Here is a 22,164-nt window from a genome sequence, read left to right as displayed (position 1 = left end):
GTCTTCACGGTTGGCTGAAGTACCTTCTACGGAATTCCGTAGGTACCACTTCAGCCAAACGTCGGGACACTTCAGCCCAATGGGGAAACACTTCAGCCAGGCGTGGAAACGCTTCAATCATGGGGAAAACCGCGAGGCAAGAGGCGACTCGTGTATGCCCGTTACGTCGCAATGCGGGAATCTCCGGCATTCCGACCGTGTTGGCGGTAATCGACATGAATCCGGCGTTTACGTCATACGGCGCAGGAGACGTGCCGGCCGTACAATGGCCGCATGACTGCGGATGGAATCATGACGGCCGCCGGGGAACGGCCCAAGGCGATCGAGGTACGCGGGGCCCGCGTGCACAATCTCAAGAACATCGACGTGGACGTGCCATTGGGCGAGCTGGTGGGCGTGGCCGGCGTCTCCGGCTCGGGCAAGAGCTCGCTGGCGTTGGGCGTGCTGTATGCGGAGGGCTCCCGGCGCTATCTGGAGGCGTTGTCCACGTACACGCGCCGCCGGCTCACCCAGGCCTCTCGTGCGCAGGTGGACGAGGTGCTGCATGTGCCCGCTGCGCTCGCTCTGCATCAACGGCCTGCCGTACCGGGCATCCGCTCCACATTCGGCACGATGACCGAACTGCTCAACAGCCTGCGACTATTGTTCTCCCGTTGTGCCTCGCACGTGTGCCCCCACTGCGGTGCGCGGCAGCAGCCCACGATGAACGTGGCCGCCGAACTGCCCACCGTGTGCGCGCACTGCGGCCGGGAATTCCAGGCGCCTGGTGCGGAATCACTGGCGTTCAATTCGGCCGGCGCATGCCCGACCTGCTCCGGCACCGGCATCGTGCGCGAAGTGAATCGTGCAGCGTTGGTGCCGGATGAGTCGAAAAGCATTGATGATGGTGCCGTGCTGCCATGGGGTTCCCTGATGTGGGACCTGATGAAGCAGGTATGTGGCGCGATGGGGGTGCGCACCAATGTGCCGTTCCGGGAATTGACGCCTGAAGAGCGGGATATCGTCTTCAGTGGGCCGGCAGTCAAGAAGCACATTCTGTACCGGCCGAAGAAGGGCGACGACTTCGCCGAACTTGACTTCACCTACTACAACGCCGTCTACACCGTCGAGAACGCGCTCGCCAAGGCCAAGGATGAGCAAGGACTCAAGCGTGTGGCCCGGTTCTTAGAGGAGAAGCCATGCCCGGACTGCGGCGGCACCAGACTGAGCAAAGCCGCACGAGCGCCTGAAATCGAAGGGCTGAACCTGGCCGGGGCCACCGCCATGACCCTCGACGACGCCGTGGCGTGGATGCGCGGCGTGCCAGGCTCGCTTCCGCCCGAAATGCAGTCGATGACCACGAACATCTGCGAATCGTTCCTCGATGTGGCCCGTCGTCTGCTGGAACTCGGCCTGGGATACCTCTCGCTCGACCGTGCTGGAGCGACCCTGTCCACCGGCGAACGCCAGCGTGTGCAGTTGGCACGAGCCGTGCGCAACCGCACCACCGGCGTGCTCTATGTGTTGGACGAGCCATCCATCGGTTTGCATCCCTCGAATGTGGATGGCCTGCTCGGCGTGATGCATGATCTGGTGGCGGACGGCAACTCCGTGGTCGTGGTCGATCATGATGTGCGCGTGCTTAAAGCCACGGATCATCTCATCGAAATGGGGCCGGTTGCCGGAGCCGAAGGCGGCCACGTGATTGCACAAGGTACGGTGAGCGAGGTCGCGCGCAATGCGAGCAGCCGCATCGCGCCATTCCTGAGTGAGGACGGGCAGCAACGGATCCGCTCGCGAGTTGCTGAAGACATGTTCGCACATGGGTGCATCCATATGGAAACCGGCCCGCTGCATACGGTCAAACCACTGACCGTGGATATTCCACGTGGTCGGCTCGTGGCCGTCACCGGTGTTTCCGGTTCCGGCAAAACCACGATGGTGTTGGAGTCATTGATTCCAGCATTGAAAGCCGCGGCTGCCGGCGAATCATTGCCGAAACATGTGCATGCATTGCAGGCGGATGGCATCAGCCGCGTCAATCTCATCGACGCCACGCCCATCGGCGCCAATGTGCGCTCCACCGTGGCCACCTATGCCGGCATCCACGATGAGCTGCGCCGTGCTTTCGCCCGCTGCGAGGAAGCCAAAGCTGCCGGCTATAAGGCCGGTGACTTCTCCTACAACACCGGCCGACTGCGTTGCCCGACCTGCGACGGCACCGGTTCGATTTCATTGGATGTGCAGTTCCTGCCGGACGTGACCATCGCTTGCCCGGATTGCCGGGGATCACGGTACTCTACAGACGCCGATCGCATCCATCGCCCGGTGAAAACCGCAAAAGCCAAGACCGATCGCATAGCCGCAGATAGCGAGTCGAACGGCAGCGCTGATGCTGTTGATCAGCTGCGCTCGCTGACATTGCCGCAGCTGATGGCAATGAGCGTGGACGAGGCGCTGGCCGTGACTGACGATATGCGAAAAGTGCATGCGCGACTGAACACGTTGCATGATCTGGGACTCGGGTATCTCACCCTTGGAGAACCGACGCCGGCGCTTTCCGGTGGGGAAGCGCAGCGATTGAAACTCGCCAGCGAAATGGGCCGCGCACAATCCGAGGCGGTATTCGTTTTTGACGAGCCGACCATCGGCCTGCATCCGTTCGACGTGCAGGTGTTGCTCGGCGTATTCGACCGTCTGGTGGCCAGCGGCGCCACGGTGGTGGTCATCGAACATGATCTGGACGTCATCGCCAATGCCGACTGGGTGATTGATCTGGGACCGGGCGGCGGGGAAGCTGGCGGACGCATCGTGGCCACCGGCACCCCGGAGCAGATCGCGGCGAATCACGCGAGCATCACCGGCAGATATCTCAACGTGCACTGAGCCGCGGAAGCACTATGTTCAAAGTGCTTTTCGCGCGAAAAGTTGCGGTGCAGGCGCAGCGCATGCCTCGCATGGCGGGCGAATGACGGAGTTTAGGTGCGGCAGGGGAGTAGGATAACCGGCGTGAATCAGGTACATGGCATCAAACGCGCAAGTGCGGACGCAAAGTACCATCAGATGACCGAACAGCCGATTCCCTCGCTGATCCTGACCTTAAGCGTGCCGGCGGTCGTCTCGAACCTGGTGACTACCGCATACAACCTGACCGATACGTTCTTCATCGGCCAGCTGGGCACCTCGCAGTCCGGTGCCATCGGCATCGCCTTCTCCATCATGACCGTGCTGCAGGCGTTGGGCTTCTTCTGCGGCCAGGGGGCCGGCAATTCGCTCAGCCGTGAGCTCGGCAAACGCAATAACGAGCGGGCCTCCAAGCTGTTGGCCATCGGCGCCGTGGCCGCATTCAGCTTTGGCCTGATCGTAGCCATCATCTGCCTAGCGACATTGCATCCTCTGGTCATAGCATTGGGCTCCACACAGACCATCGCCCCATATGCGGTGCAGTATCTGACGCCGATTCTGGTGGCCGCACCCTGCGTCTGCGGATCGTTCGCACTGAACGGATTGCTGCGGTACCAAGGGCAATCCGCGTTCGGCATGATCGGGCTTGTTTCTGGTTCGCTGTTGAACTTCCTGCTCGCTCCACTGTTCATTTTCGTGCTCGACATGGGCATCTTCGGTGCGGGACTCGCCACCGGCATATGCCAGACCGTCAGCTTCATCATCCTCGTGGTGATGAGCGCCAAATTCGGCGTGCTGAAACTATCCCTGCGCAATTTCAAGCCGGATCCGCTGCTGTTGCGCGAGATTCTGGGCGGCGGCCTGCCGTCGCTGATCCGCCAGAGCGCGGGCTCGATAGCCACCACATGCGTGAACATCGCCGCCAATCCGTTCGGCGACGCGGCCATCGCCGGCATGGCCATCGTGATGCGCATCATGCTGGGCGTCAACTCGGTGATTGTTGGTCTCGGCCAAGGTTTCCAGCCGGTGTGCGGCTACAACTATGGTGCCGGCAAATTCGCGCGTGTGCGTGAGGGCTTCTGGTTCTGCGTCAAATTGTCCACCATGGTGCTGATAGTGCTTGGCACGGTGATTTGGGTGACCGCTCCGCAGCTGGTGGAGATCTTCCGTTCCGATCCGGCCGTGGTGGCGGTTGGCGTCGCCGCCCTGCATTTCCAGTGCTTGTCGGTGGCGCTGAACGGCGTGAACATGATGGGCAATATGATCAGCCAGACACTCGGCAAAACCGGTATCGCCTCATTCCTGGCGGTATGCCGCACGGGCCTGTATCTGGCGCCGGTGGTGTTGATCCTGCCGCAATTCATGGGCATTACCGGTGTGGAAGTGGCGCAGACGGTTTCCGATGTGCTGACTTTCATTACCACCGTGCCGTTTATGAGGTATATCTTGCATAAGTTCCTCGCGCAGAATCGCGCTTAGCGGCAAGTGTGCGAGGAAAGCGAACAATCTTGCACAGTCGTACATATGATGATTGGCGGAATGCCTCCGTTTGCGGTATCGACATGTTCGTCTGAGCTGAGACAATCCCCACATGTTTCTTGTTGAGCATGATTCGCTGCGGGGTAGGAGAGGGCAATGGGACAATTCGGCGTAATGATCGGCCAGCTGGTCGGTTTCTTCATCATGCTTTTGGTGGGTTACGGCTGCGTGCGCCTGAGGTTTTACGGCAAAGTGGCGTTGGATGGCATGTGCTCGCTGCTGCTCAACGTATTGATTCCTGTACTGGTGTTCTCCAACGCCGTGGACGGCACCGACCGCTCGCATCTGGAAGCCAACTGGGGCGTGATGCTGCTGACGGCAGTCATGTACGGTCTGCTGATTGTGACGTTCTGGGCGTTCGCGCATCTACTGCGACTCAAAGGCTCACGAAGCCATGTATTCCAAGCCTCTCTTATCTTCGGCAATGCTGGATTCATCGGCATACCGCTGATTATGGCGCTGTTCCCGAAGGAAGGTGCGATTTATGTGGCGCTGATGTCCATCATCGACCAGGCATTACTTTGGACCTATGGTGTGTGGCTGTGCGAGCCGGTGCAATCCCAAGGCGGCAGTGATTCACAGGCGAAGACCGATGGAATCACCGGCGGGTTGCACGCGCTGGGCGTCCGCGTACTGAATCTATTGCGTCGCTTCGTCAACCCGGCGTTCATCGGTGTGATGATTGCGTTGGCATTGATTCTGCTCGGAGCCAAGGTGCCACAGATGATTCTGAAGCCGCTGCATACCATCGGCAATATGGCCACACCGATGTCGTTGATTTACCTTGGCGGCCTGTTCGCATTGACGAAATGGTGGAACGTGCTGCGCCGCTACGAACTGTATGTGGGACTCGTAGCCAAGATGGTTGTGTTCCCACTCGCGCTGTATGCGTTGCTGACCCAAGTGGTATCCATCTCTCCGGTACCATTGCCGATTACTCATGACATGATTCTGGTCATCACAGTGATTGCGGGCCTGCCCACCATGACCACCATCGCGATGTTCACCGGGCGAAAGGACAATATGCCCGAATATGCAGTGGGCTTTGTGCTGGTCAGCACATTGTTCTCCCTGTGTTCGCTGGCGCTGGTTTCCGCAATCGTGTTCTGATCGTGCAGGCTGCTATTCGGTGGATTTCCGATTGGATTCAATCGATAGTCCGCGCATAGGGTGCTTTCTCACGTTGACGAAACATGAGTTAAGTGACTAGACTTGTAGAAACGTTTCGACTACATATCGAAAGGGGTGCGCGATGGCGGGCATCAAGGATGTAGCGGCGCTGGCAGGGGTTTCGATCAGCACGGTCTCCTATGTGATGAGCGGCAAGCGCTCGATTGGCGAGGCTACCAAAGCCAAAGTGATGGCGGCGGCAAGAAAACTCAATTACATGCCTAACGCGCAGGCCCGCAATCTGCGTGGTGAACCCACCAAAGTGCTGGCGTTGAGCTCGCCGATCCATGAGTACACCGATTACTCCAATTACGCGGTGTTCTTCTTTGCGCTCGCCATGCGAGCCAAACGCTATGGGTATGACATTTTGCTGCTTATGCATGAATATGGCGATCAGGAACTCACGCGCATAGCCTCGAGCGGCATGGTCGACGGTATTCTGATGCTGGACGTGGTGATGTGCGACGCCCGCGCCGATGTGGCCAAAACCTTGGATTTGCCGGTGGTTGCGGTAGGCTATCCGAGCAATTCGGATGGCATCTATTCGGTGGACCTCGACTTTGAACGCATGGGGCGCGAGGCCATAGAAAAGGCATATGCGTTGGGGCATCGCCATGTGCTGATCGCGGGAACGAATCAAAGCGCCTATGAGGATGGCTCGAACTACTTGGTTCGCTTCCGGGACGCAGCCGCGAAGAAAGGCGATGATCTTGACGTCTCAGTGCTGTTCAAGCCTTCCACCGGTTATGGGCGAGATGATGTGAACCTGATGCTGGACGAGGCGCTTTCCGAAGACCCAGATATTTCGTTGATCATCTGCCAGACCAATGCCGTGCACATCACGAACGTGCTCAATGCGTTGCATACGCGTGGATTGCGGGTGCCTGAAGACGTTTCGGTGCTTGCCGCCTGTACCTATGGTCTTGGATCGTTGCCTCGCAGGGTTGATGAGATGCCGATGCTCCCGAATGAGACCTGTTCGCGTGCGGTGGACCTCATGATGGAGGTGTTGCAAGGCAAGCGCAATGACGTGGGGCATGTGGAATTGCTGCCTTCTCGCTATCAAGCTCGAGGCAGTGTGGCCGCGCATTGACGTTCGTGTGTTGATTGCTTCGGGAAGTCATGCTGGTTGAGTGATTGGCGTTCTTTCCATCCCTCTCATCCTTGGTGAGGGACGGAAGGAACGCCTTTGTTGTGTGCGCGGAGTGTTATGAGTACTGATGCTTCGTGATGTTTTCGATGCGTGATATCTCGTCGGTGTATTTCGAATCGTTTCGATTATTGATGAGCAGAATTGATTGTAAGTGGAGAAGTGCTATTCGCGTCGCTTCGTGTTCATATATGTTCGACACTGTGGTGATGCTCGGAAAGCCTTATTTTGTATAGGTTATAGACAATTGTGAGGTGAGCGCTCACAACGCCCTGTTATCGTTCACATTGTTTATTCGCTGAATTAAGTTATCGAAATCAATCGAAATGATTTGCGGGCGCTGTTATCAATCCGTTATCTTAATAACTGAAAACATTCGAATCGTTTCGAAGCTTTTCAATCAGTAATGGCGCTGAATAAGGAGAAAAGATGAAAGCTACTCGCAAATTTGTCGCTGCAGCTCTCGCGGTAGCCACCATGATCGGCATGGCCGGCTGCGGTGGCGGCGAAACGGCTCAGGAGGAGAACCCCACCTCCATCAAGATCTGGCACTATGAGGAAGACAACGGCGCTCAGGGCAAGGCCTGGGCCAAGGCCATGGAGATCTTCGAAAAGGAGACCGGCGTCAAGGTCGAATTCGAGAAGAAGTCCTTCGAGCAGATTCGCCAGAACGCCTCCCAGATCCTGAACTCCGACGAGGCCCCGGACGTCATGGAATACAACAAGGGCAACGCCACCGCCGGCCTGCTCGCCAGCCAGGGCCTGCTGAGCAACCTCAACGACTACGTTTCCAAGTACAACTGGGACAAGAAGGTCTCCGGTTCCCTCGCCGACACCGGCAAGTATAACGAACAGGGCATCATGGGCTCCGGCGATTGGTATGGCATCACCAACTACGGTGAAGACATCGTCATGTACTACAACAAGGACATGTTCGACAAGTACGGCATCGCCATCCCGACCACCATGGACGAGCTCGAGGACGCATGCAGAAGTTCGTGGACGCCGGCGTGACCCCGCTGTCCGAAGGCGTTGCCGAATACCCGCTGCAGCACCTGTGGTGGCAGCTGGTCCTGCAGAAGGCCTCCGACAAGTTCCTCAAGGCCTACGAGATGTACGACGGTGACGTCGACTGGCAGGGCGAGGCGACCACCTACGCCACCAAGACCATCAAGGACTGGGTCGACAAGGGCTACATCTCCAAGGATTCCACCGGTCTGAAGGCCGAGGACGCCGGCCAGAACTTCATCAAGGGCAGCTACCCGATGTTCTTCTCCGGCACCTGGTGGTTCGGCCGCTTCCAGTCCGACATGGCCAACACCAACTGGACCTTCTCCCTGTTCCCCGAAACCAAGAAGGTCGTCGGCTCCTCCGGCAACATCTGGGTCATTCCTGAGAACTCCAAGCGCAAGGACCTCGCCGCCAAGTTCATCGACATCACGCTGAGCGAAGAAGTCCAGAACCTCATGGGCAACTCCGGTGGCCTGCCGATCGCAGCCGATCCCGACAAGATCACCGACGAGAAGACCAAGGAACTCATCACCTCCTTCAACGGAGTGCTGAAGGACAACGCCCTCGGCTTCTACCCGGATTGGCCGACCTCCACCTTCTATGATGAGCTCAACTCCTCGCTGCAGGAGCTGGTCAACGGCACCTCCGATGTCAAGACCGTGCTCGGTCAGATGGAAGACAACTACAACAAGGGTGTCGAAGCCGCTGGCGTGAAGCAGCAGTAAGACTTACCTTCCTCCTCCGAATAAAACCAGGGTTTGCCGGTTTTCCTCCAAATTCCTAAACCGGCAAACCCGCCTTTTTCTTGTGATTTTTCTCAGGCCCGGCGTGAGCCTGCTCACAATCAAGCCAATCGCACATCGCAGTGCCAAATTCCAATACCAATGACGTTAACGGAAGTGAGCCGTTATGAGCGCAACAGCGAACACCAAGAAGCATGTGCAGGATGCCACTGCGCGTGAGAAGGGAATGTCCCGCATCCCGGGCAGCCCCTCAAGCCGATTCTGGCTGTATCTGATTCCAGGTTTCGTCATGCTGCTGTGGATCATCGTGATCCCGGCCGTGTGGAACATCTACCTGAGCTTCACCAATTACCGCGGCATCAAGCCGCCGACCTTCGCAGGCCTGACCAACTGGGCCCGACTGATGAGGGACACCACCTTCTGGACCTCCTTCCGCAACTCCATCTGGATGATCATCGCCATGGTGGTTATCCCGATTTTGCTCGGCCTGATTCTCTCCTCCCTCGTCTTTGACGTGGTACAGAAGAAATTCGGCCCGAAGGCCGCATCCACGATGCGCGCCATCTACTACTTCCCGCAGCTGCTGCCTATTGCAGTCGCCTCCCTGGTCATGGGCTGGATCTTCCGCCCAGAGAACGGCGCGCTGAACGCCCTGCTGGAAGCCATAGGCCTCGGTAATCTCCAACATGACTGGCTCGGCAAACCGGATACGGCATTGATCTTCCTGATGCTCATCATGATCTGGATTCAGGTGGGCTACCCGCTGGTCATCTTCATGTCTGGCCTGCAGCGCGTCGATCCGGAACTCTACGAGGCCGCAAGCCTCGACGGCGCCAACTGGTGGCAGCGCTTCCTGGCCATCACCCTGCCGGCCATCAAGCCTGAGATCTTCGTGGTGGCGCTGACCTGCACCATCGCAGCCCTCAAGGTGTTCGGCCCGGTCTACATGCTGACCAAGGGCGGCCCGGGCACCAGCACCATCGTGCCGTCCTACTACTCATACGTGCAGTTCTTCCAGTCGCAGCAGGTTGGCTACGGTGCCGCGATCGCTACTGCCCTGACCATCGTCATCATCATTGTGGCCGTTGTATTCACCAACCTTCAGGAGAAGGTCGCGAAGGAAGATGAGGAGTAGACCATGACTTCTGCAACCGCACGCAAAATGAATATCCCCAGGGCCCACAAGAACCGCACAGTCGGCGACTGGACGATCATGGTGCTGCTGATCATCGGCGGCCTGGTCATGCTCTTCCCGTTCATCGTCCTGCTGCTCAACGCCTTCAAGACCACGGCCGACTACAACGCCTCCGGTCCTCTGGCCTGGCCGCATGAGTTCAGCCTCGACGGCCTGATCAAGTTCTGGACTCGCGTCAACTACCCCGAAAAGCTCTGGAACTCCATCTGGACCTCCGGCCTGGTGGCAGTCCTCGCAGTGATCCTCTCCATGTTCAACGCCTTCGCACTCGGCATCGGCCGTGTCAAGGGCCGCCGCTGGATCGTGCTGCTCATCATGCTCGCCAACATGCTGCCGCAGGAAGCCATGCTGTACCCGCTGTACATCATGTTCAAGGAGATCGGCCTGTACAACAGCCCGTGGGCCATCGTCATCATCTTCACGGTGATCCAGTCCGCATTCGGCACCTACCTGCTCTCCTCCGTGTACGGCACCTTCCCGAAGGCAATCCTCGAAGCCGCGACCATCGATGGCGCAAGCCGTTGGACCATCTTCAAGGACATCGTGTTCCCGATCTCCAAGCCCACCCTGAGCGTCATGCTCGTGTTCTTCTTCATCTGGACCTGGAACGAGTACATGATCCCGATGGCCTTCCTCATCGACAACTCCACCCAGACCATCCCGATCGCGGTCAGCTCGCTGACCGGCGACCGTCTGATGGATGTGACCACCACCGCTGCCGCATCCCTCATCAGCATCGTGCCTACCCTGATCTTCTACTTGATCTTCCAGCGCACGCTGTCCCGCGGCATCACCTCCGGTGCCGTCAAGTAATAATGCGGCATTGACCTACGGTCGGGCTCACAGCCAGCCCAAGGTAAAGACCTAAGGCCATAATGCAAATCAAATAATCCAAGAAAAACAAGGTTCCGGCCGGTCCGATTCCCTGCCGACCGGAACCGCCCCCTCCCACAAGGAGCACAGCAACAATGAAGTTCACCAACGGTTACTGGATGATTCGCGACGGCGTCGAAGCCCTCTATGCGCGAGAAGCCTATGAACTGAGCGCCGACGCCGCAGCCGAGCGCCTGAACGTGCTCGCCCCGACCTCAGTGGTGCGTGGCCGCTACGATACCTTGAACCTGCCCACCTTCGACGTGGATATCACTTCGCCGGCAGAAGGCGTGATTCGCGTACGTGCTGAGCATTGGCTGGGCGCCACCGAATACCCCGGGTTCCCGCTCAATACCGATAAGCCCGGCGATCGCGATTACGTGAGCGTGGCCGCCCACGGCAACGGTGACGGCGAAGTCGGCGTCAATGGTGCCGACGTCACCCTGACCACCGGTGGACTGACCGCCAAGGTCGTCAAGGGCTCCCCGTGGAACCTGACCTTCATTGGCGAGGACGGCAAGGTGCTGACCAAGTCCGAAGGCAAGTCCCTGGCCCGATTCAAGCTCGGTGCCGAGTCGAACGTCACCGCACAGCCGGTGGGTGAATTCGGCGTGACGATGGATGGCTCGGCCCGCGATGAATCCGACGTGTTCACCGCCATCCAGCTGCACCTCGGCGTGGGCGAGAACGTCTACGGCCTCGGCGAACGCTTCGGCGCCTACGTGAAGAACGGCCAGACCGTCGACATCTGGAACGAGGACGGCGGCACCGCATCCGAGCAGGGGTACAAGGATGTGCCGTTCTACATGACCTCCAACGGCTACGGCATCCTGGTCAACAACCGCGGCCACGTCTCCTTCGAGATCGGTTCCGAAAACACCGAAGCCGTGCAGTTCTCCGTGCCCGGCGAAGGCCTTGACTTCTGCGTGATCTACGGCCCGACCCCGAAGCAGATTCTCGACCGCTACACCAAGCTTGTGGGGCGCCCGGCCAATGTGCCGGCATGGAGCTACGGTCTGTGGCTGACCACCTCGTTCACCACGAAGTACGATGAGCAGACCATCAACTCCTTCATCGACGGCATGGCCGAGCGCGATATCCCACTGGCCGCCTTCCACTATGACTGCTACTGGATGCGTGAATTCCACTGGTGCGACTTCGAATGGGACAAGCGATTCTTCGGCGACATCGAATCCACACTGAACCGTCTGCACGAAGACAAGGGTCTGCACATCTGCGCATGGATCAACCCGTACATCGGCCAGCGCGGCGATATGTTCAAGGAAGGCCGCGACAAGGGCTATCTCGTCAAGAAGGCCAACGGCGAAGTCTGGCAGACCGACTTCTGGCAAGCAGGCATGGGCCTGGTGGACTTCACCAACCCTGAGGCCCGCGAATGGTTCAAGGGCAAGGTCAAGAAGCTCCTGCACCAAGGCGTCGACGCCATCAAGACCGACTTCGGCGAGCGTATTCCTCGCGACGTGGTCTGGTATGACGGTTCTCCGAAGCTCTCCATGCACAACTGGTACACCCAGCTCTACAACCAGACTGTGTTCGAAGCAATCGAGGAGACCTACGGCAAGGGCAACGCCTGCCTGTACGCCCGTTCGGCAACCGTGGGCGGCCAGCAGCAGCCCGTGCACTGGGGTGGCGACTGCGAATCCACCTTCAACGGCATGGCACAGTCCCTGCGTGCAGGCCTGTCCCTGACCTCCTCCGGTTTTGGCTTCTGGAGCCACGACATCGGCGGCTTCGAAGGCGCTTACCCGGATCCGGCGGTCTATAAGCGTTGGGTGGCGTTCGGTCTGCTGGGCTCCCACTCCCGTCTGCATGGCTCCACCGTGTACCGTGTGCCGTGGCTGTTCGACGAGGAGGATCAGAAGAACGGTGTGGAGCTGGTTCCCGGCCAGACCGCTGTGGATGTGGCTCGCAAGTTCACCAAGCTCAAGCTCGAACTTATGCCATACGTCTACGAGACCGGTCTGAAGCCGCACATCAACGGCACCCCGGTGATGCGTTCCATGTTCGTTGAATTCCCGGATGATCAGACCTGCCGTACGCTGGACCGCCAGTACATGTTCGGCCCGAACTTCCTGGTCGCACCCGTGTTCACCTACTCCGGTGAAGTCTCCTACTACCTGCCCGAAGGTGTGTGGACCAATTGGCTCACCGGCGAGAAGGCCCAGGGTGGTGTGTGGCGCAACGAGGTCCATGGCTACGATTCCATCCCGCTGTGGGTGCGCGACGGTTCCGTCATCGTCACCAACCCGGGTGAAACCAAGCCGGATCGCGTCTACGGCACCGATGCATTGATCTCCGTGTTCCTGACCGACGTCGAATCCGCAGAAGCCGTGGTCACCGAGATCGATGGCTCCTCCGTGACCTTCACCGCCCGCCGTACCGAGACCGGCGTGGAAGTCACCAGCTCCGATGGACGCGCATTCAGCGCGCGCCTCGGTGCGGACGGCGAAATCGTCAAGGCCGAATCCGGCACCGTGGTGCTGTAAAAAACATAGGTAATGGCAGCTCCTTCCTTTTGCAGGGGGAGCTGCCGCTTTGCTATCAATGGAGATACTGCTATGACCTTCGTATTCCCGAAAGATTTCACTTGGGGCACCGCCACCGCCTCCTATCAGGTGGAAGGCGCAATCCACGAGGGCGGTCGCGCCGCCTCTATCTGGGACACCTATTGTGCGGTACCGGGCAATATCCTGGATGGGTCCAGTGGTGAATACGCCTGCGACCAATACCATCGTTATCCGGAAGACATCAAGCTCATGCAGGAGCTTGGCGTGGAATCCTACCGCCTCTCCGTGGCATGGCCGCGCATTGTGGCGCAATATGATGGCCCTGTCAATCAGGCCGGCGTCGACTACTACAAGCGTGTGCTTGAAGCATTGCGCGAAGCCGGCATCAAGCCTGCCGTAACGCTTTACCACTGGGATCTACCGCAGTATTTGGAGGATCGCGGCGGGTGGGCCAACCGCGAAACCGCGCTGCGCTTCGCGGATTACGTCGCCGTGCTGGCCCATGAATTCGGTGATCTGGTGGATACCTGGATCACGCTGAACGAGCCGTGGTGCGTCGCCTACCTCGGCTATGGCAATGGTGCGCATGCGCCCGGCCTGCACGACCATGCCAAGGCTCTCGCCGCCGTACATCATCTCAACCTGGCACACGGCTTGGCGGTCAAGGCGATTCGAGCCGAACTGGGGGAGCAGGCCAAGGTCGCAGTCACCCTGAATCTGGCCGCGAACATCGCCGAAACCGATGCGCCGGAAGATCTTGCCGCCAAGCGTCGTGCCGACCTCATTGCCAATGAGGTATTCCTGGGACCAATGCTCGATGGGGCCTATGATCCCGAGATCTTCGAAGCCACCAAGCATGTGACCGACTGGTCGTTCGTCAAAGATGGCGATGCCGAAATCGCCCATCAGCCGATTGACGTGCTGGGCTTCAATTACTACTCCACGAACCATGTGCGCGGATGCGCCGCTGCCGCCACCTTCGAAGGGGACCGTCACGCCAATGCCATGCCTGCGCAGGAATGCGTGGAAACGTTGCCTCCCGCCGGCGAGTTGACGGCGATGGGTTGGAATCAGGAGCCGGAAGCGTTGACCGCCATGCTGCTCGAGCTCAGCGAACGTTGGCCGGACCTGCCGGTGATGATCACCGAAAACGGTTCGGCTTGGGAGGACGAAGTCAGTGAAGATTCGGCCGCGCCAGGTGGGGTCATCGTGCATGATCCCAAGCGCGTGGCCTATCTGAATGCCCATGTGAAGGCGGTGGCCGCCGCCATTGAAGCCGGAGCGAACGTGACCGGTTACTATGCGTGGAGTCTACTCGACAACTTCGAGTGGGCGTTGGGTTACACCAAGCGATTCGGCATCATCCGCGTGGATTACGACACCCAGGCGCGCATTTGGAAGGATTCGGCGTTCCGGTTTAGGGACATCGTACGGGCGAATGCCATCTAAGCCCCGCACGGAATTGCCGTGACTGGATCTTGTGCGGCGAAAGCGCTCATTGCCGCACAATGCAACAAGTGGGTGGAACCTTAGAATATTGAGGTTCCACCCACTTATTGCTATGAGTTTGCGCAGTTACTGCCTGTTTGGTGACGAATACAGGCAGTCACTGCGCGGGCATTTCGTTCAGATGCGCAGTTACCGCCTGTTTCAACCTCTATACAGGCAGTAACTACGCGAGAGGAAAGGAATAGCTTACTTCACGACCTTGAAGCCGCCGGTCCACGGGGTCTGCTCGGTGACGCCGAGGATGATCTGCAGAGCGCCGTAGCCCTCGAGGTACTGGGCGCGCTTGAGTGCTCCGGCGTCCACGGTCTTGAGACCGGCACCCTCGATGAAGGCGGCGACGGACTTCTTGGCATCCTCATCGTCGGAGGCCAGCTGCACGACGGTCGGAGCGCCATCGTTCTCGCCGGTGGCGAGGGTGGCGGCGAAGGTGGTGTTGAAGCCCTTGACCACCTTGGAGTTCGGCAGCTTGGCGGCCACGTACTCGGCGGCGGACTTGAAGCCTTCCGGCAGAGCCAGGTCGAAGGTGGTGAAATCGATCGGGTTGGCCACATCCACCACGGTCTTGCCAGCCAGCTGGTCGGCGTAGGTGGCGAGCACTTCGTCGTAGGCCGGGAACGGGAGGGCCAGCACCACGATGTCGCCGGAGATGGCGGCCTCGCCGAACTTGGCGCCGGTGACGCCTTCGGCGGCTGCGGCGGCCTTGTCCGGGTTGCGGTCGATGACCTGCACGGAAGTGCCGGACTTGACGGCGATGCCTGCCACTGCGGAACCGATGTTGCCTGCGCCGAAGATGGTGATGTTGCTCATGATGAGTCCTTTCGATGATTAGGTTCTTCGTACTGCTCTGCGATTGCCTCGGTTGGTGTTCCGTTGCGTTCGCGTTGATGCCAGTATGCACCTCGAAAAGAAATATTTCAAACTGAGATATATCAGAAAGGTTTATATCGGATTGAAAACTGTTGAAATTGCAAGGTTCTCAAGCTGCGAAGATGATTTCACTTCGGGCGTGTCGTTCTGAGATATCTCGACTTGAGATATCATGGAAGGCATGATGAACACGATAGAACTAATGACACTGGGCTTCCTTTCCGAGGAGCCCCTCTGTGGCTACCGTCTTCGCAAGAAGATGGAACAGCTGCAGGGCTACATGCAGGCGGTCTCCGACGGCACATTGCACTCGGTGACGAACAAATTCGTCAAAGCCGGTTATATCGGCGAGACCTTCAATGTGGTGAACGGCCGCAGACTGCGCGAATTCCATCTTGAAGAGGCTGGACGAGAGAAGCTGATTGACGAGCTCAAAAACACGAGCGGATACAATCTCACCAATATCACCAAATGGGCTGTGGTCATGTCGTTCCTTTCGGTGATTCCCGACGAAGCCGACCGCAAAGCCGTGCTGCAGCGCCGTCTCGACAATCTCGAATCCGATGTTCGCCGTCTGTACAGCGACGGCGAAGGCCCCATCGACAACGACAAGGTGGAAGACAAATACCGTCGTGCCGTTCTCATGATCCATGACGCCGAGATCGATGCCGAACGCCAATGGCTGAGGGAGGAACTCGGCGTTGCATGATGGCGAAAGCCGGGATGACACGGCACAATAGGAAGTGAAGGCTTCAACAAACATCATGAGGGTTGTTCAATGTTGAACAACCCTCAGTGCTATGTGGTGGAAGGAGATGCGATGGCATATATCGAATTCGACCATGTGGTCAAGGAATATCCGACCGGTGGCGGAACACCGATTCGGGCCCTCGATGAAGCCGGCTTCACCGCCGACCGAGGTGAGCTGACGGTGATTCTCGGTCAATCCGGGGCCGGCAAAACCACGGCGTTGAACATTCTGGGCGGTATGGATGTGGCCACTTCAGGACGTGTGGTGGTCGGCGGCAAAGACATCACTGGTTTAAGGAAACGTGACCTCATCACCTACCGGCGCAACGATATCGGTTTCGTATTCCAGTTCTACAATCTGGTGCCCAACCTGACTGCGCTTGAAAACGTGGAACTGGCCAGCCAAATTTGCCCTGATCATTTCGATCCGGCTGAAACATTGCGCAAAGTCGGCCTTGGCGACCGGCTGAATAATTTCCCGGCGCAGCTCTCCGGCGGTGAACAGCAGCGCGTATCCATCGCCCGTGCCATCGCCAAGAAACCGAAGCTGCTGCTGTGTGATGAGCCGACCGGCGCATTGGATTACGAAACCGGCAAAGAAGTGCTCGAACTGTTGCAGGATATCTGCCGCATTCAAGGCATGACGGTGATGATCATCACCCATAATTCCGCGCTCGCGCCCATGGCGCATAAGGTGATTCGGTTCCGTTCCGGCAAAGTGACCAGTGAGGAAGTTAATCCTGATCCCACACCGATAGCGGACATTGAATGGTAGGCTGTGATGGCTCGGGCAAGGCATGCGCATCGGCGGACGGCGAAGCTCTCCGGAGCGTTCGTCAAAGATATGCTGCGCGCATGGAGGCGCAACTGGAAGCGGTTCGTCTCTCTTGCCGTGATCTCCATGCTTGGCGTGGCCGTGCTCACCGGTATTTACGCCGGCTGTCGCGATATGTTCCAAGGTGCCGACCGCTTCTTTGATGCGCAGCGGCTGTATGACATTCAAGTCGTGTCCACACTGGGGCTCACCGATGATGATGTGGCGGCGTTGAAGGCCGTGGATGGTGTGCTATCGGTGCAAGCCGAACGCAGTGCATCCGCTACGGTGAAGGTCGACGGTTCGGATGAGTCGGTGACATTAAGCGAAATCGGTGTGGATGGCATGAATCAGCCGTATCTGCAGCAGGGGCGATTGCCTAAGCGATTCGGCGAGGCGGCGGTGACGCGCAAATTCGTGCGAGACAGCGGCCTGAGCATCGGTGATACGCTGACCGTCGCGCCGAAATCCTCGGGAACGTCGAGTAAATCCGCTGACGATACCGCCGATGGCACCGCCAGCACGAACGGGACCGAATCGGAGAACGATGCTCCGCAGTTCCCAACCAAACTCACCATCACCGGCATCGTGCTTGACCCGCTCGATCTGCAAAATCCGGACGGGTATTCGCAGGGCGCATTCCGCAGTTCGGCAACTGCCGAATATACGTTCTTCCTGCCATCCGATGGCATAACCGGCAGCACATACACAGCCATTTCCCTTGAGCTTGACGATACGGCCGCGCTGGATACCTTCAGTGATTCCTATGATGCCGCCGTGCGCACAGTACGCGACCGCATCGAGCACCACGTGCAATCCAAGCGGCAAAAAGCACGCCGCCAGCAGCTCATTGACGATGCCAAACAACACATCGAGGACGCTCGGCGGCAAGCGAACACGCAATTCACCGATGTGCAACGTGTGCAAATCAATGCGCAGTTTGACGAACAGGAATCGAAAATCGAATCCGATATTCCGCAAGTCCGCTGGTATGTGAACACGCGTTCCTCGGCCGGTACATTCTCCTCGCTGAAATCCGATTTGAGCTCGATCGAATCCATTGGCCGCGCATTTCCCATTGTGTTCCTCCTCGTCGCCGTGTTCATGAGCCTGACCGCCATGACCCGCATGGTGGAAGAGGAACGTGGGCTCATCGGCACCTATATGGGCTTGGGCTTTGGTCCCGCAACCATCGCGTCCAGATACGTGCTGTTCGCGATTCTCGCATGTCTGATTGGCGGTGGACTCGGCGATCTCATCGGATTCCTTGGTATTCCGGCGTTCCTGTTGATTGTGCTGGAAGGCATGTATGTGGTGCCGAACGTCACCATGCTGTACGACTGGGTCTATGGTTCAGCCGGCGTGGCCTTGTTCGTGCTCGGCATCGGAGCCGCGACCATCGCCGCATGCTGGGGTGAAGTGCGGCAAACTCCCGCCGCGCTGATGCGGCCCAAAGCGCCGAAAGCCGGGTCGCGCGTACTGTTGGAATACATCGGCCCGGTGTGGCGACGTATGAAATTCCTCAACAAAGTCACCGCCAGGAATCTGTTTCGTTTCAAAGGCCGCCTCTTCATGACCATCGGCGGTGTGGCCGGATGCACCGCGCTGATCGTATGCGGACTGGTCATCAACGACACGGTAGACGCGCTGCCGTCCACCCAATATCAGGACATCTATCGCTATCAGCTGATGGTGGTCACTGATCATGATCAGCTTGACTCGGTGCGGCAGAAGCTCGAGGATAACGCGCAGGTCGACCTTGCCGGCAATGCCGGAACCTTGGCCAAAGTCGAAAGCGGCGAACTGACGAATGCTGCCGAAGAATCGGAAACGGTACAGCTGATCACCGTGCCCAAGGCTGACAATCTGAGCGCCATCGCCGACCTGCGCAACGTGGATGGCGGCAAGCCCATCGATCTTGGCAAGCTTGCCGGCAGTAACGGGGGAGTGGTGGTTTCGCAGAGTGCGGCCAACGCGCTCAACGTACATGCCGGAGACGCCATCACGTTGGAAAACGGTGACGCTGAGCGTGAAAGCGTGCGCGTGGTCGCAGTCAGTGAGTCGGTCATCGGCTCGGATGTGTACCTGACCGCCGATTACTACAGTCATGTGTTTGGCGCCGATACCAAGGCCGGTAGCGATGATGCGTCAACTGATACCGTGACCAACGGCGTCGATATGAACACCATATTCGCGCAATATCAAGGTTCCGATGACAACCAGATCGACTATGCGGACCAGCTTGCCAACGATGCCGACGTGCTGAACGTGGTCAGCACAGCGGATATGCAACGCAGCTTCAGCTTCGACCTGATGGGCGCGGTGGTGGCGCTGATCGTGGCGCTCGCCGGTGCGCTCGCATTGGTGGTGCTGTTCACGTTGGCGAACACCAACGTTTCCGAACGCGTGCGCGAAATGGCCACGCTCAAGGTGTTGGGCTTCTACGATGGGGAAGTGCACAAGTATGTCAATCGCGAAATGCTGTTGCTGACATTGATGGGCATCGCCGTGGGACTGCCGCTTGGCCGATGGATTGGAGGCCTGCTGACCTCGGCGCTCAATATGCCGGGCCTGTATTTCGCGGTGACCGTGCGCTGGACCAGTTACGCGATTGCAGCCGCGGTGACACTCGTGTTCGCACTGCTGGTGCAATTGTTCACGAATCCGGTGCTTGACCGTATTGATCCGGTATCGTCGTTGAAGTCTGTGGAATGAAGCCGCAAGAGGAAGGGACATACTGTGGCGAAGCGTGCGCTGAAGCTACCATCGCCTCATGCCATTGAATCACTGTACGCCGTGATGGAGCACGAGCTCGGGCCGACCAACTGGTGGCCGGCGGAAACGGTATTCGAGATTATGGTCGGTGCGGTGCTCACGCAGAACACCGCATGGGGAAACGTGGACCGTTCGCTTGGCGCATTGAAAGCCGCTCGTGCTCTTGAACCGCATGCGTTGGCGGCGTTGGAGCCGGAGCAGCTGCAGGATTTGATTCGGCCTTCCGGGTTCTACCGGAATAAAGCGAAGACATTGCAGTCGTTGAGTCGGTGGTATATCGAACGATGTGATGCGCGGCCGGACGGCGCGGCAGGCATTGCGGATGATGAATTACGCGCCGAACTGTTGGGATTGTTCGGCATCGGCGGGGAGACCGCGGACGATTTGGTGCTGTATGTATTCGCCCGCCGTGCATTCGTGGCTGATACGTATGCACGGCGGCTGTTTACTTTTCTGGGATTCACCGTGCCGACTGGATACCCGGCCTTCCATAAGGCGTTTGCGCCGGCCGTATTGGCGTCAGGCTTGGATGTGGTGCAATTACAGGAGTTCCATGGCCTCATTGACGAATACGGGAAGGCGTATCGTACTGATGAGGCCAAAGCGGAATCATTCCTGAACGGCTTCAAGATGTGAGCGAACCTTCACCACGACATACCAGACGAGTAATGCCACGACGATGGCGGCCACCGCGTATTGGAATTTATCGAGGAAGCCGAGGATCGAGCACCAGCTCGAACCCAGCACATAGCCGGCCATCACCAAGATCGTGTTCCATACCGCGGAGCCCAGCGTGGTCAGCAATGTGAACTGCGGCAGATTCGTGCGGGCGATGCCTGCCGGAATCGAAATCAGCGAACGCACAATCGGAATCACTCGGCCGATCAGCACTGAAGCCAAACCGTATTTCGCAAACCAACCATTGGCCTTGTCAATGTCGGACGCATCGGTGAGCGGCATCAGATCGAACAGTTTGCGCATGCGCTCGGCGCCGATCGCATAGGCGATGCCATACAGTGCAAGAGCGCCGACCACGGAACCAATGGTCGCGCCGGCGATGGCTTCAAATAGGGTCATGCGGCCTTGGACCGCGGTGAAGCCAGCCAGCGGCAGGATGACTTCGCTGGGAATCGGCGGAAAGAGATTTTCGAGGAATACGGCGATACCGGTGCCAAGCCAGCCCATCACGGACATGAGACCGACGAGCCAGTCGGTGATGGCGCCGATGAATCCGCCCGTGGAAACCGGGCACTGTGTAATCGTTGCAATATTCATGATGCATACGCTATGGCATGCGTGCTTATAGGGCGCTAAGACACTTGCAGCGGTTGGCTGTATCGGTAATCATGCATTTTGCGCATAGCAAATCATCGATGTTTTCTATTGGACATGCGGCGGACCTCGCGATTCAATGAGGTTGAACATTGTGATGGAAGGAATCGATATGAGTAAGAGGATTCTGGTTACATACTTCTCCGCCACCGGTACCACTGAGGCTGTGGCGGAACGTCTGGCGAAGGCGATCGGCGCTGATCTGACTGAGATCGAACCGGCCGAGCCGTATACTGCCGCGGATGTGAACTGGCGTGATACCGCGAGCCGTTCATCCGTGGAGCATAAGCACCGCGAGATGCGCCCGGCATTGGCCAAGCCGATTGATGTTCAGCCGTACGACGTGGTGTTCGTCGGCTACCCGTTGTGGTGGGAGACCGCGCCGCGCGTGGTGCGTACGTTCCTCGAAAGCGAGGATTGGACGGGCAAGACCATCGTGACGTTCGCCACCTCAGGTTCCAGCACGCGTGGCGCCGATGGCGTGCAGTTACACGATTCCGCGCCGGCCGCCCATTGGGTCGCCGGTCGCCGTCTGGCGGCGAACGTCAAGGAATCCGAACTCGCCAAGTGGGTCGCCAGCCTCAATCTGTAAAACTCAGCCTGCTAATTCGAAAGGAAACTCATGGAAAATCCGAGCGCATTCCCGATGGGCAAACCGAACGACGCATACGCCCAGTATTTCGAAGGCCAAAGCTACTTGGCGCCGCTTGCCGGCGACGATCAGGTGAACGTGGCCAACGTGACCTTCGAGCCCGGCTGCACGAACCACTGGCACATCCACCACGGTGTCTGCCAGATTCTGCTGGCCGTGGGCGGTCGCGGCTACTACCAGATCGAAGGTCAGGAGCCGGTCGAGTTGAAGCCCGGTGACGTGGCCTATATTCCGCCGGAGACCAAGCATTGGCATGGTGCCGCGCCCACCGAGGCGTTCGCCCATGTGGCGATCATGCCGAAGAAGGAAGGCGCCTCCAACGAATGGCTCGAGCCGGTGGACGAGGAAGCCTACAAGAAGCTGGCGTGACGGT

The 22,164-nt window shown here is 58.6% G+C and carries 16 protein-coding genes and 1 pseudogene; 15 read left to right on the top strand and 2 right to left on the bottom strand.

Annotated features, from left to right (window positions below; all coding sequences use genetic code 11):
* The first annotated feature begins 273 nt into the window (after window positions 1–273).
* The 9 genes and pseudogenes from F7D08_RS07360 (at window position 274) to F7D08_RS07320 (ending at window position 14,541) form a co-directional block, all read left to right on the top strand.
* A complete protein-coding gene (locus F7D08_RS07360) occupies window positions 274–2,865 on the top strand; it encodes an excinuclease ABC subunit UvrA (RefSeq protein WP_226803429.1) in 2,592 nt (863 codons plus the stop codon).
* A 177-nt stretch (window positions 2,866–3,042) separates the two neighbouring features.
* Window positions 3,043–4,362 carry an MATE family efflux transporter gene (locus F7D08_RS07355; protein ID WP_404979663.1) on the top strand — a complete coding sequence of 440 codons (1,320 nt, stop codon included), beginning with the start codon at window positions 3,043–3,045 and terminating at the stop codon, window positions 4,360–4,362.
* Between the two features lie 156 nt (window positions 4,363–4,518).
* Window positions 4,519–5,532 carry an AEC family transporter gene (locus F7D08_RS07350; protein WP_152210007.1) on the top strand — a complete coding sequence of 338 codons (1,014 nt, stop codon included), beginning with the start codon at window positions 4,519–4,521 and terminating at the stop codon, window positions 5,530–5,532.
* Between the two features lie 142 nt (window positions 5,533–5,674).
* Window positions 5,675–6,685, top strand: a complete 1,011-nt coding sequence (locus F7D08_RS07345; RefSeq protein WP_152210006.1) for a LacI family DNA-binding transcriptional regulator — start codon at window positions 5,675–5,677, stop codon at window positions 6,683–6,685.
* Window positions 6,686–7,171: 486 nt separating this feature from the next.
* Window positions 7,172–8,478: pseudogene (locus tag F7D08_RS07340) on the top strand (ABC transporter substrate-binding protein).
* 184 nt (window positions 8,479–8,662) lie between these two features.
* On the top strand, window positions 8,663–9,631 hold the full coding sequence (locus tag F7D08_RS07335) for a carbohydrate ABC transporter permease (RefSeq protein ID WP_152210005.1): 969 nt from the start codon (window positions 8,663–8,665) through the stop codon (window positions 9,629–9,631).
* 3 nt (window positions 9,632–9,634) lie between these two features.
* Complete coding sequence (locus tag F7D08_RS07330) at window positions 9,635–10,504, top strand: carbohydrate ABC transporter permease (protein WP_152210004.1); 870 nt, start codon at window positions 9,635–9,637, stop codon at window positions 10,502–10,504.
* Between the two features lie 155 nt (window positions 10,505–10,659).
* Window positions 10,660–13,071 carry an alpha-xylosidase gene (yicI, locus tag F7D08_RS07325; RefSeq protein ID WP_152210003.1) on the top strand — a complete coding sequence of 804 codons (2,412 nt, stop codon included), beginning with the start codon at window positions 10,660–10,662 and terminating at the stop codon, window positions 13,069–13,071.
* 72 nt (window positions 13,072–13,143) lie between these two features.
* On the top strand, window positions 13,144–14,541 hold the full coding sequence (locus F7D08_RS07320; protein ID WP_152210002.1) for a GH1 family beta-glucosidase: 1,398 nt from the start codon (window positions 13,144–13,146) through the stop codon (window positions 14,539–14,541).
* Between the two features lie 246 nt (window positions 14,542–14,787).
* Here the strand turns inward: F7D08_RS07320 and F7D08_RS07315 are convergent, their stop codons facing one another.
* Window positions 14,788–15,408: an NADPH-dependent F420 reductase gene (locus F7D08_RS07315; RefSeq protein WP_152210001.1), complete on the bottom strand. Its 621-nt coding sequence runs from the start codon at window positions 15,406–15,408 to the stop codon at window positions 14,788–14,790.
* 241 nt (window positions 15,409–15,649) lie between these two features.
* On the opposite strand from F7D08_RS07315, the gene F7D08_RS07310 reads away from it, so the two are divergent.
* The 4 genes from F7D08_RS07310 to F7D08_RS07295 all read left to right on the top strand — a co-directional run bounded on the left by F7D08_RS07310 (window position 15,650) and on the right by F7D08_RS07295 (window position 20,443).
* Entirely contained in the window at window positions 15,650–16,177 is a 528-nt protein-coding gene (locus F7D08_RS07310; protein ID WP_226803428.1) for a PadR family transcriptional regulator, read from the top strand.
* A 111-nt stretch (window positions 16,178–16,288) separates the two neighbouring features.
* Window positions 16,289–16,993, top strand: coding sequence for an ABC transporter ATP-binding protein (locus F7D08_RS07305; protein WP_152210000.1), 705 nt, complete (start codon window positions 16,289–16,291; stop codon window positions 16,991–16,993).
* A gap of 6 nt (window positions 16,994–16,999) precedes the next feature.
* Window positions 17,000–19,747 (top strand): ABC transporter permease, encoded by a 2,748-nt coding sequence (locus F7D08_RS07300; protein ID WP_152209999.1) that lies wholly within the window; start codon window positions 17,000–17,002, stop codon window positions 19,745–19,747.
* Window positions 19,748–19,831: 84 nt separating this feature from the next.
* Window positions 19,832–20,443: an endonuclease III domain-containing protein gene (locus F7D08_RS07295; RefSeq protein ID WP_152210066.1), complete on the top strand. Its 612-nt coding sequence runs from the start codon at window positions 19,832–19,834 to the stop codon at window positions 20,441–20,443.
* On the opposite strand, the gene F7D08_RS07290 is transcribed toward F7D08_RS07295, so the two are convergent.
* On the bottom strand, window positions 20,417–21,082 hold the full coding sequence (locus F7D08_RS07290) for a DedA family protein (RefSeq protein WP_152209998.1): 666 nt from the start codon (window positions 21,080–21,082) through the stop codon (window positions 20,417–20,419). The genes F7D08_RS07295 and F7D08_RS07290 overlap by 27 nt on opposite strands.
* Window positions 21,083–21,251: 169 nt before the next feature.
* Between F7D08_RS07290 and F7D08_RS07285 the strand changes: the two genes are divergently transcribed.
* Complete coding sequence (locus F7D08_RS07285; protein ID WP_152209997.1) at window positions 21,252–21,731, top strand: flavodoxin; 480 nt, start codon at window positions 21,252–21,254, stop codon at window positions 21,729–21,731.
* 30 nt (window positions 21,732–21,761) lie between these two features.
* Entirely contained in the window at window positions 21,762–22,160 is a 399-nt protein-coding gene (locus F7D08_RS07280) for a cupin domain-containing protein (protein ID WP_100496688.1), read from the top strand.
* Window positions 22,161–22,164 lie beyond the last annotated feature (4 nt).

The organism is Bifidobacterium cebidarum (assembly GCF_009193305.1).
GTDB classification, from domain to species: domain Bacteria; phylum Actinomycetota; class Actinomycetes; order Actinomycetales; family Bifidobacteriaceae; genus Bifidobacterium; species Bifidobacterium cebidarum.
This window is presented reverse-complemented; position numbering and strand designations above follow the sequence as displayed.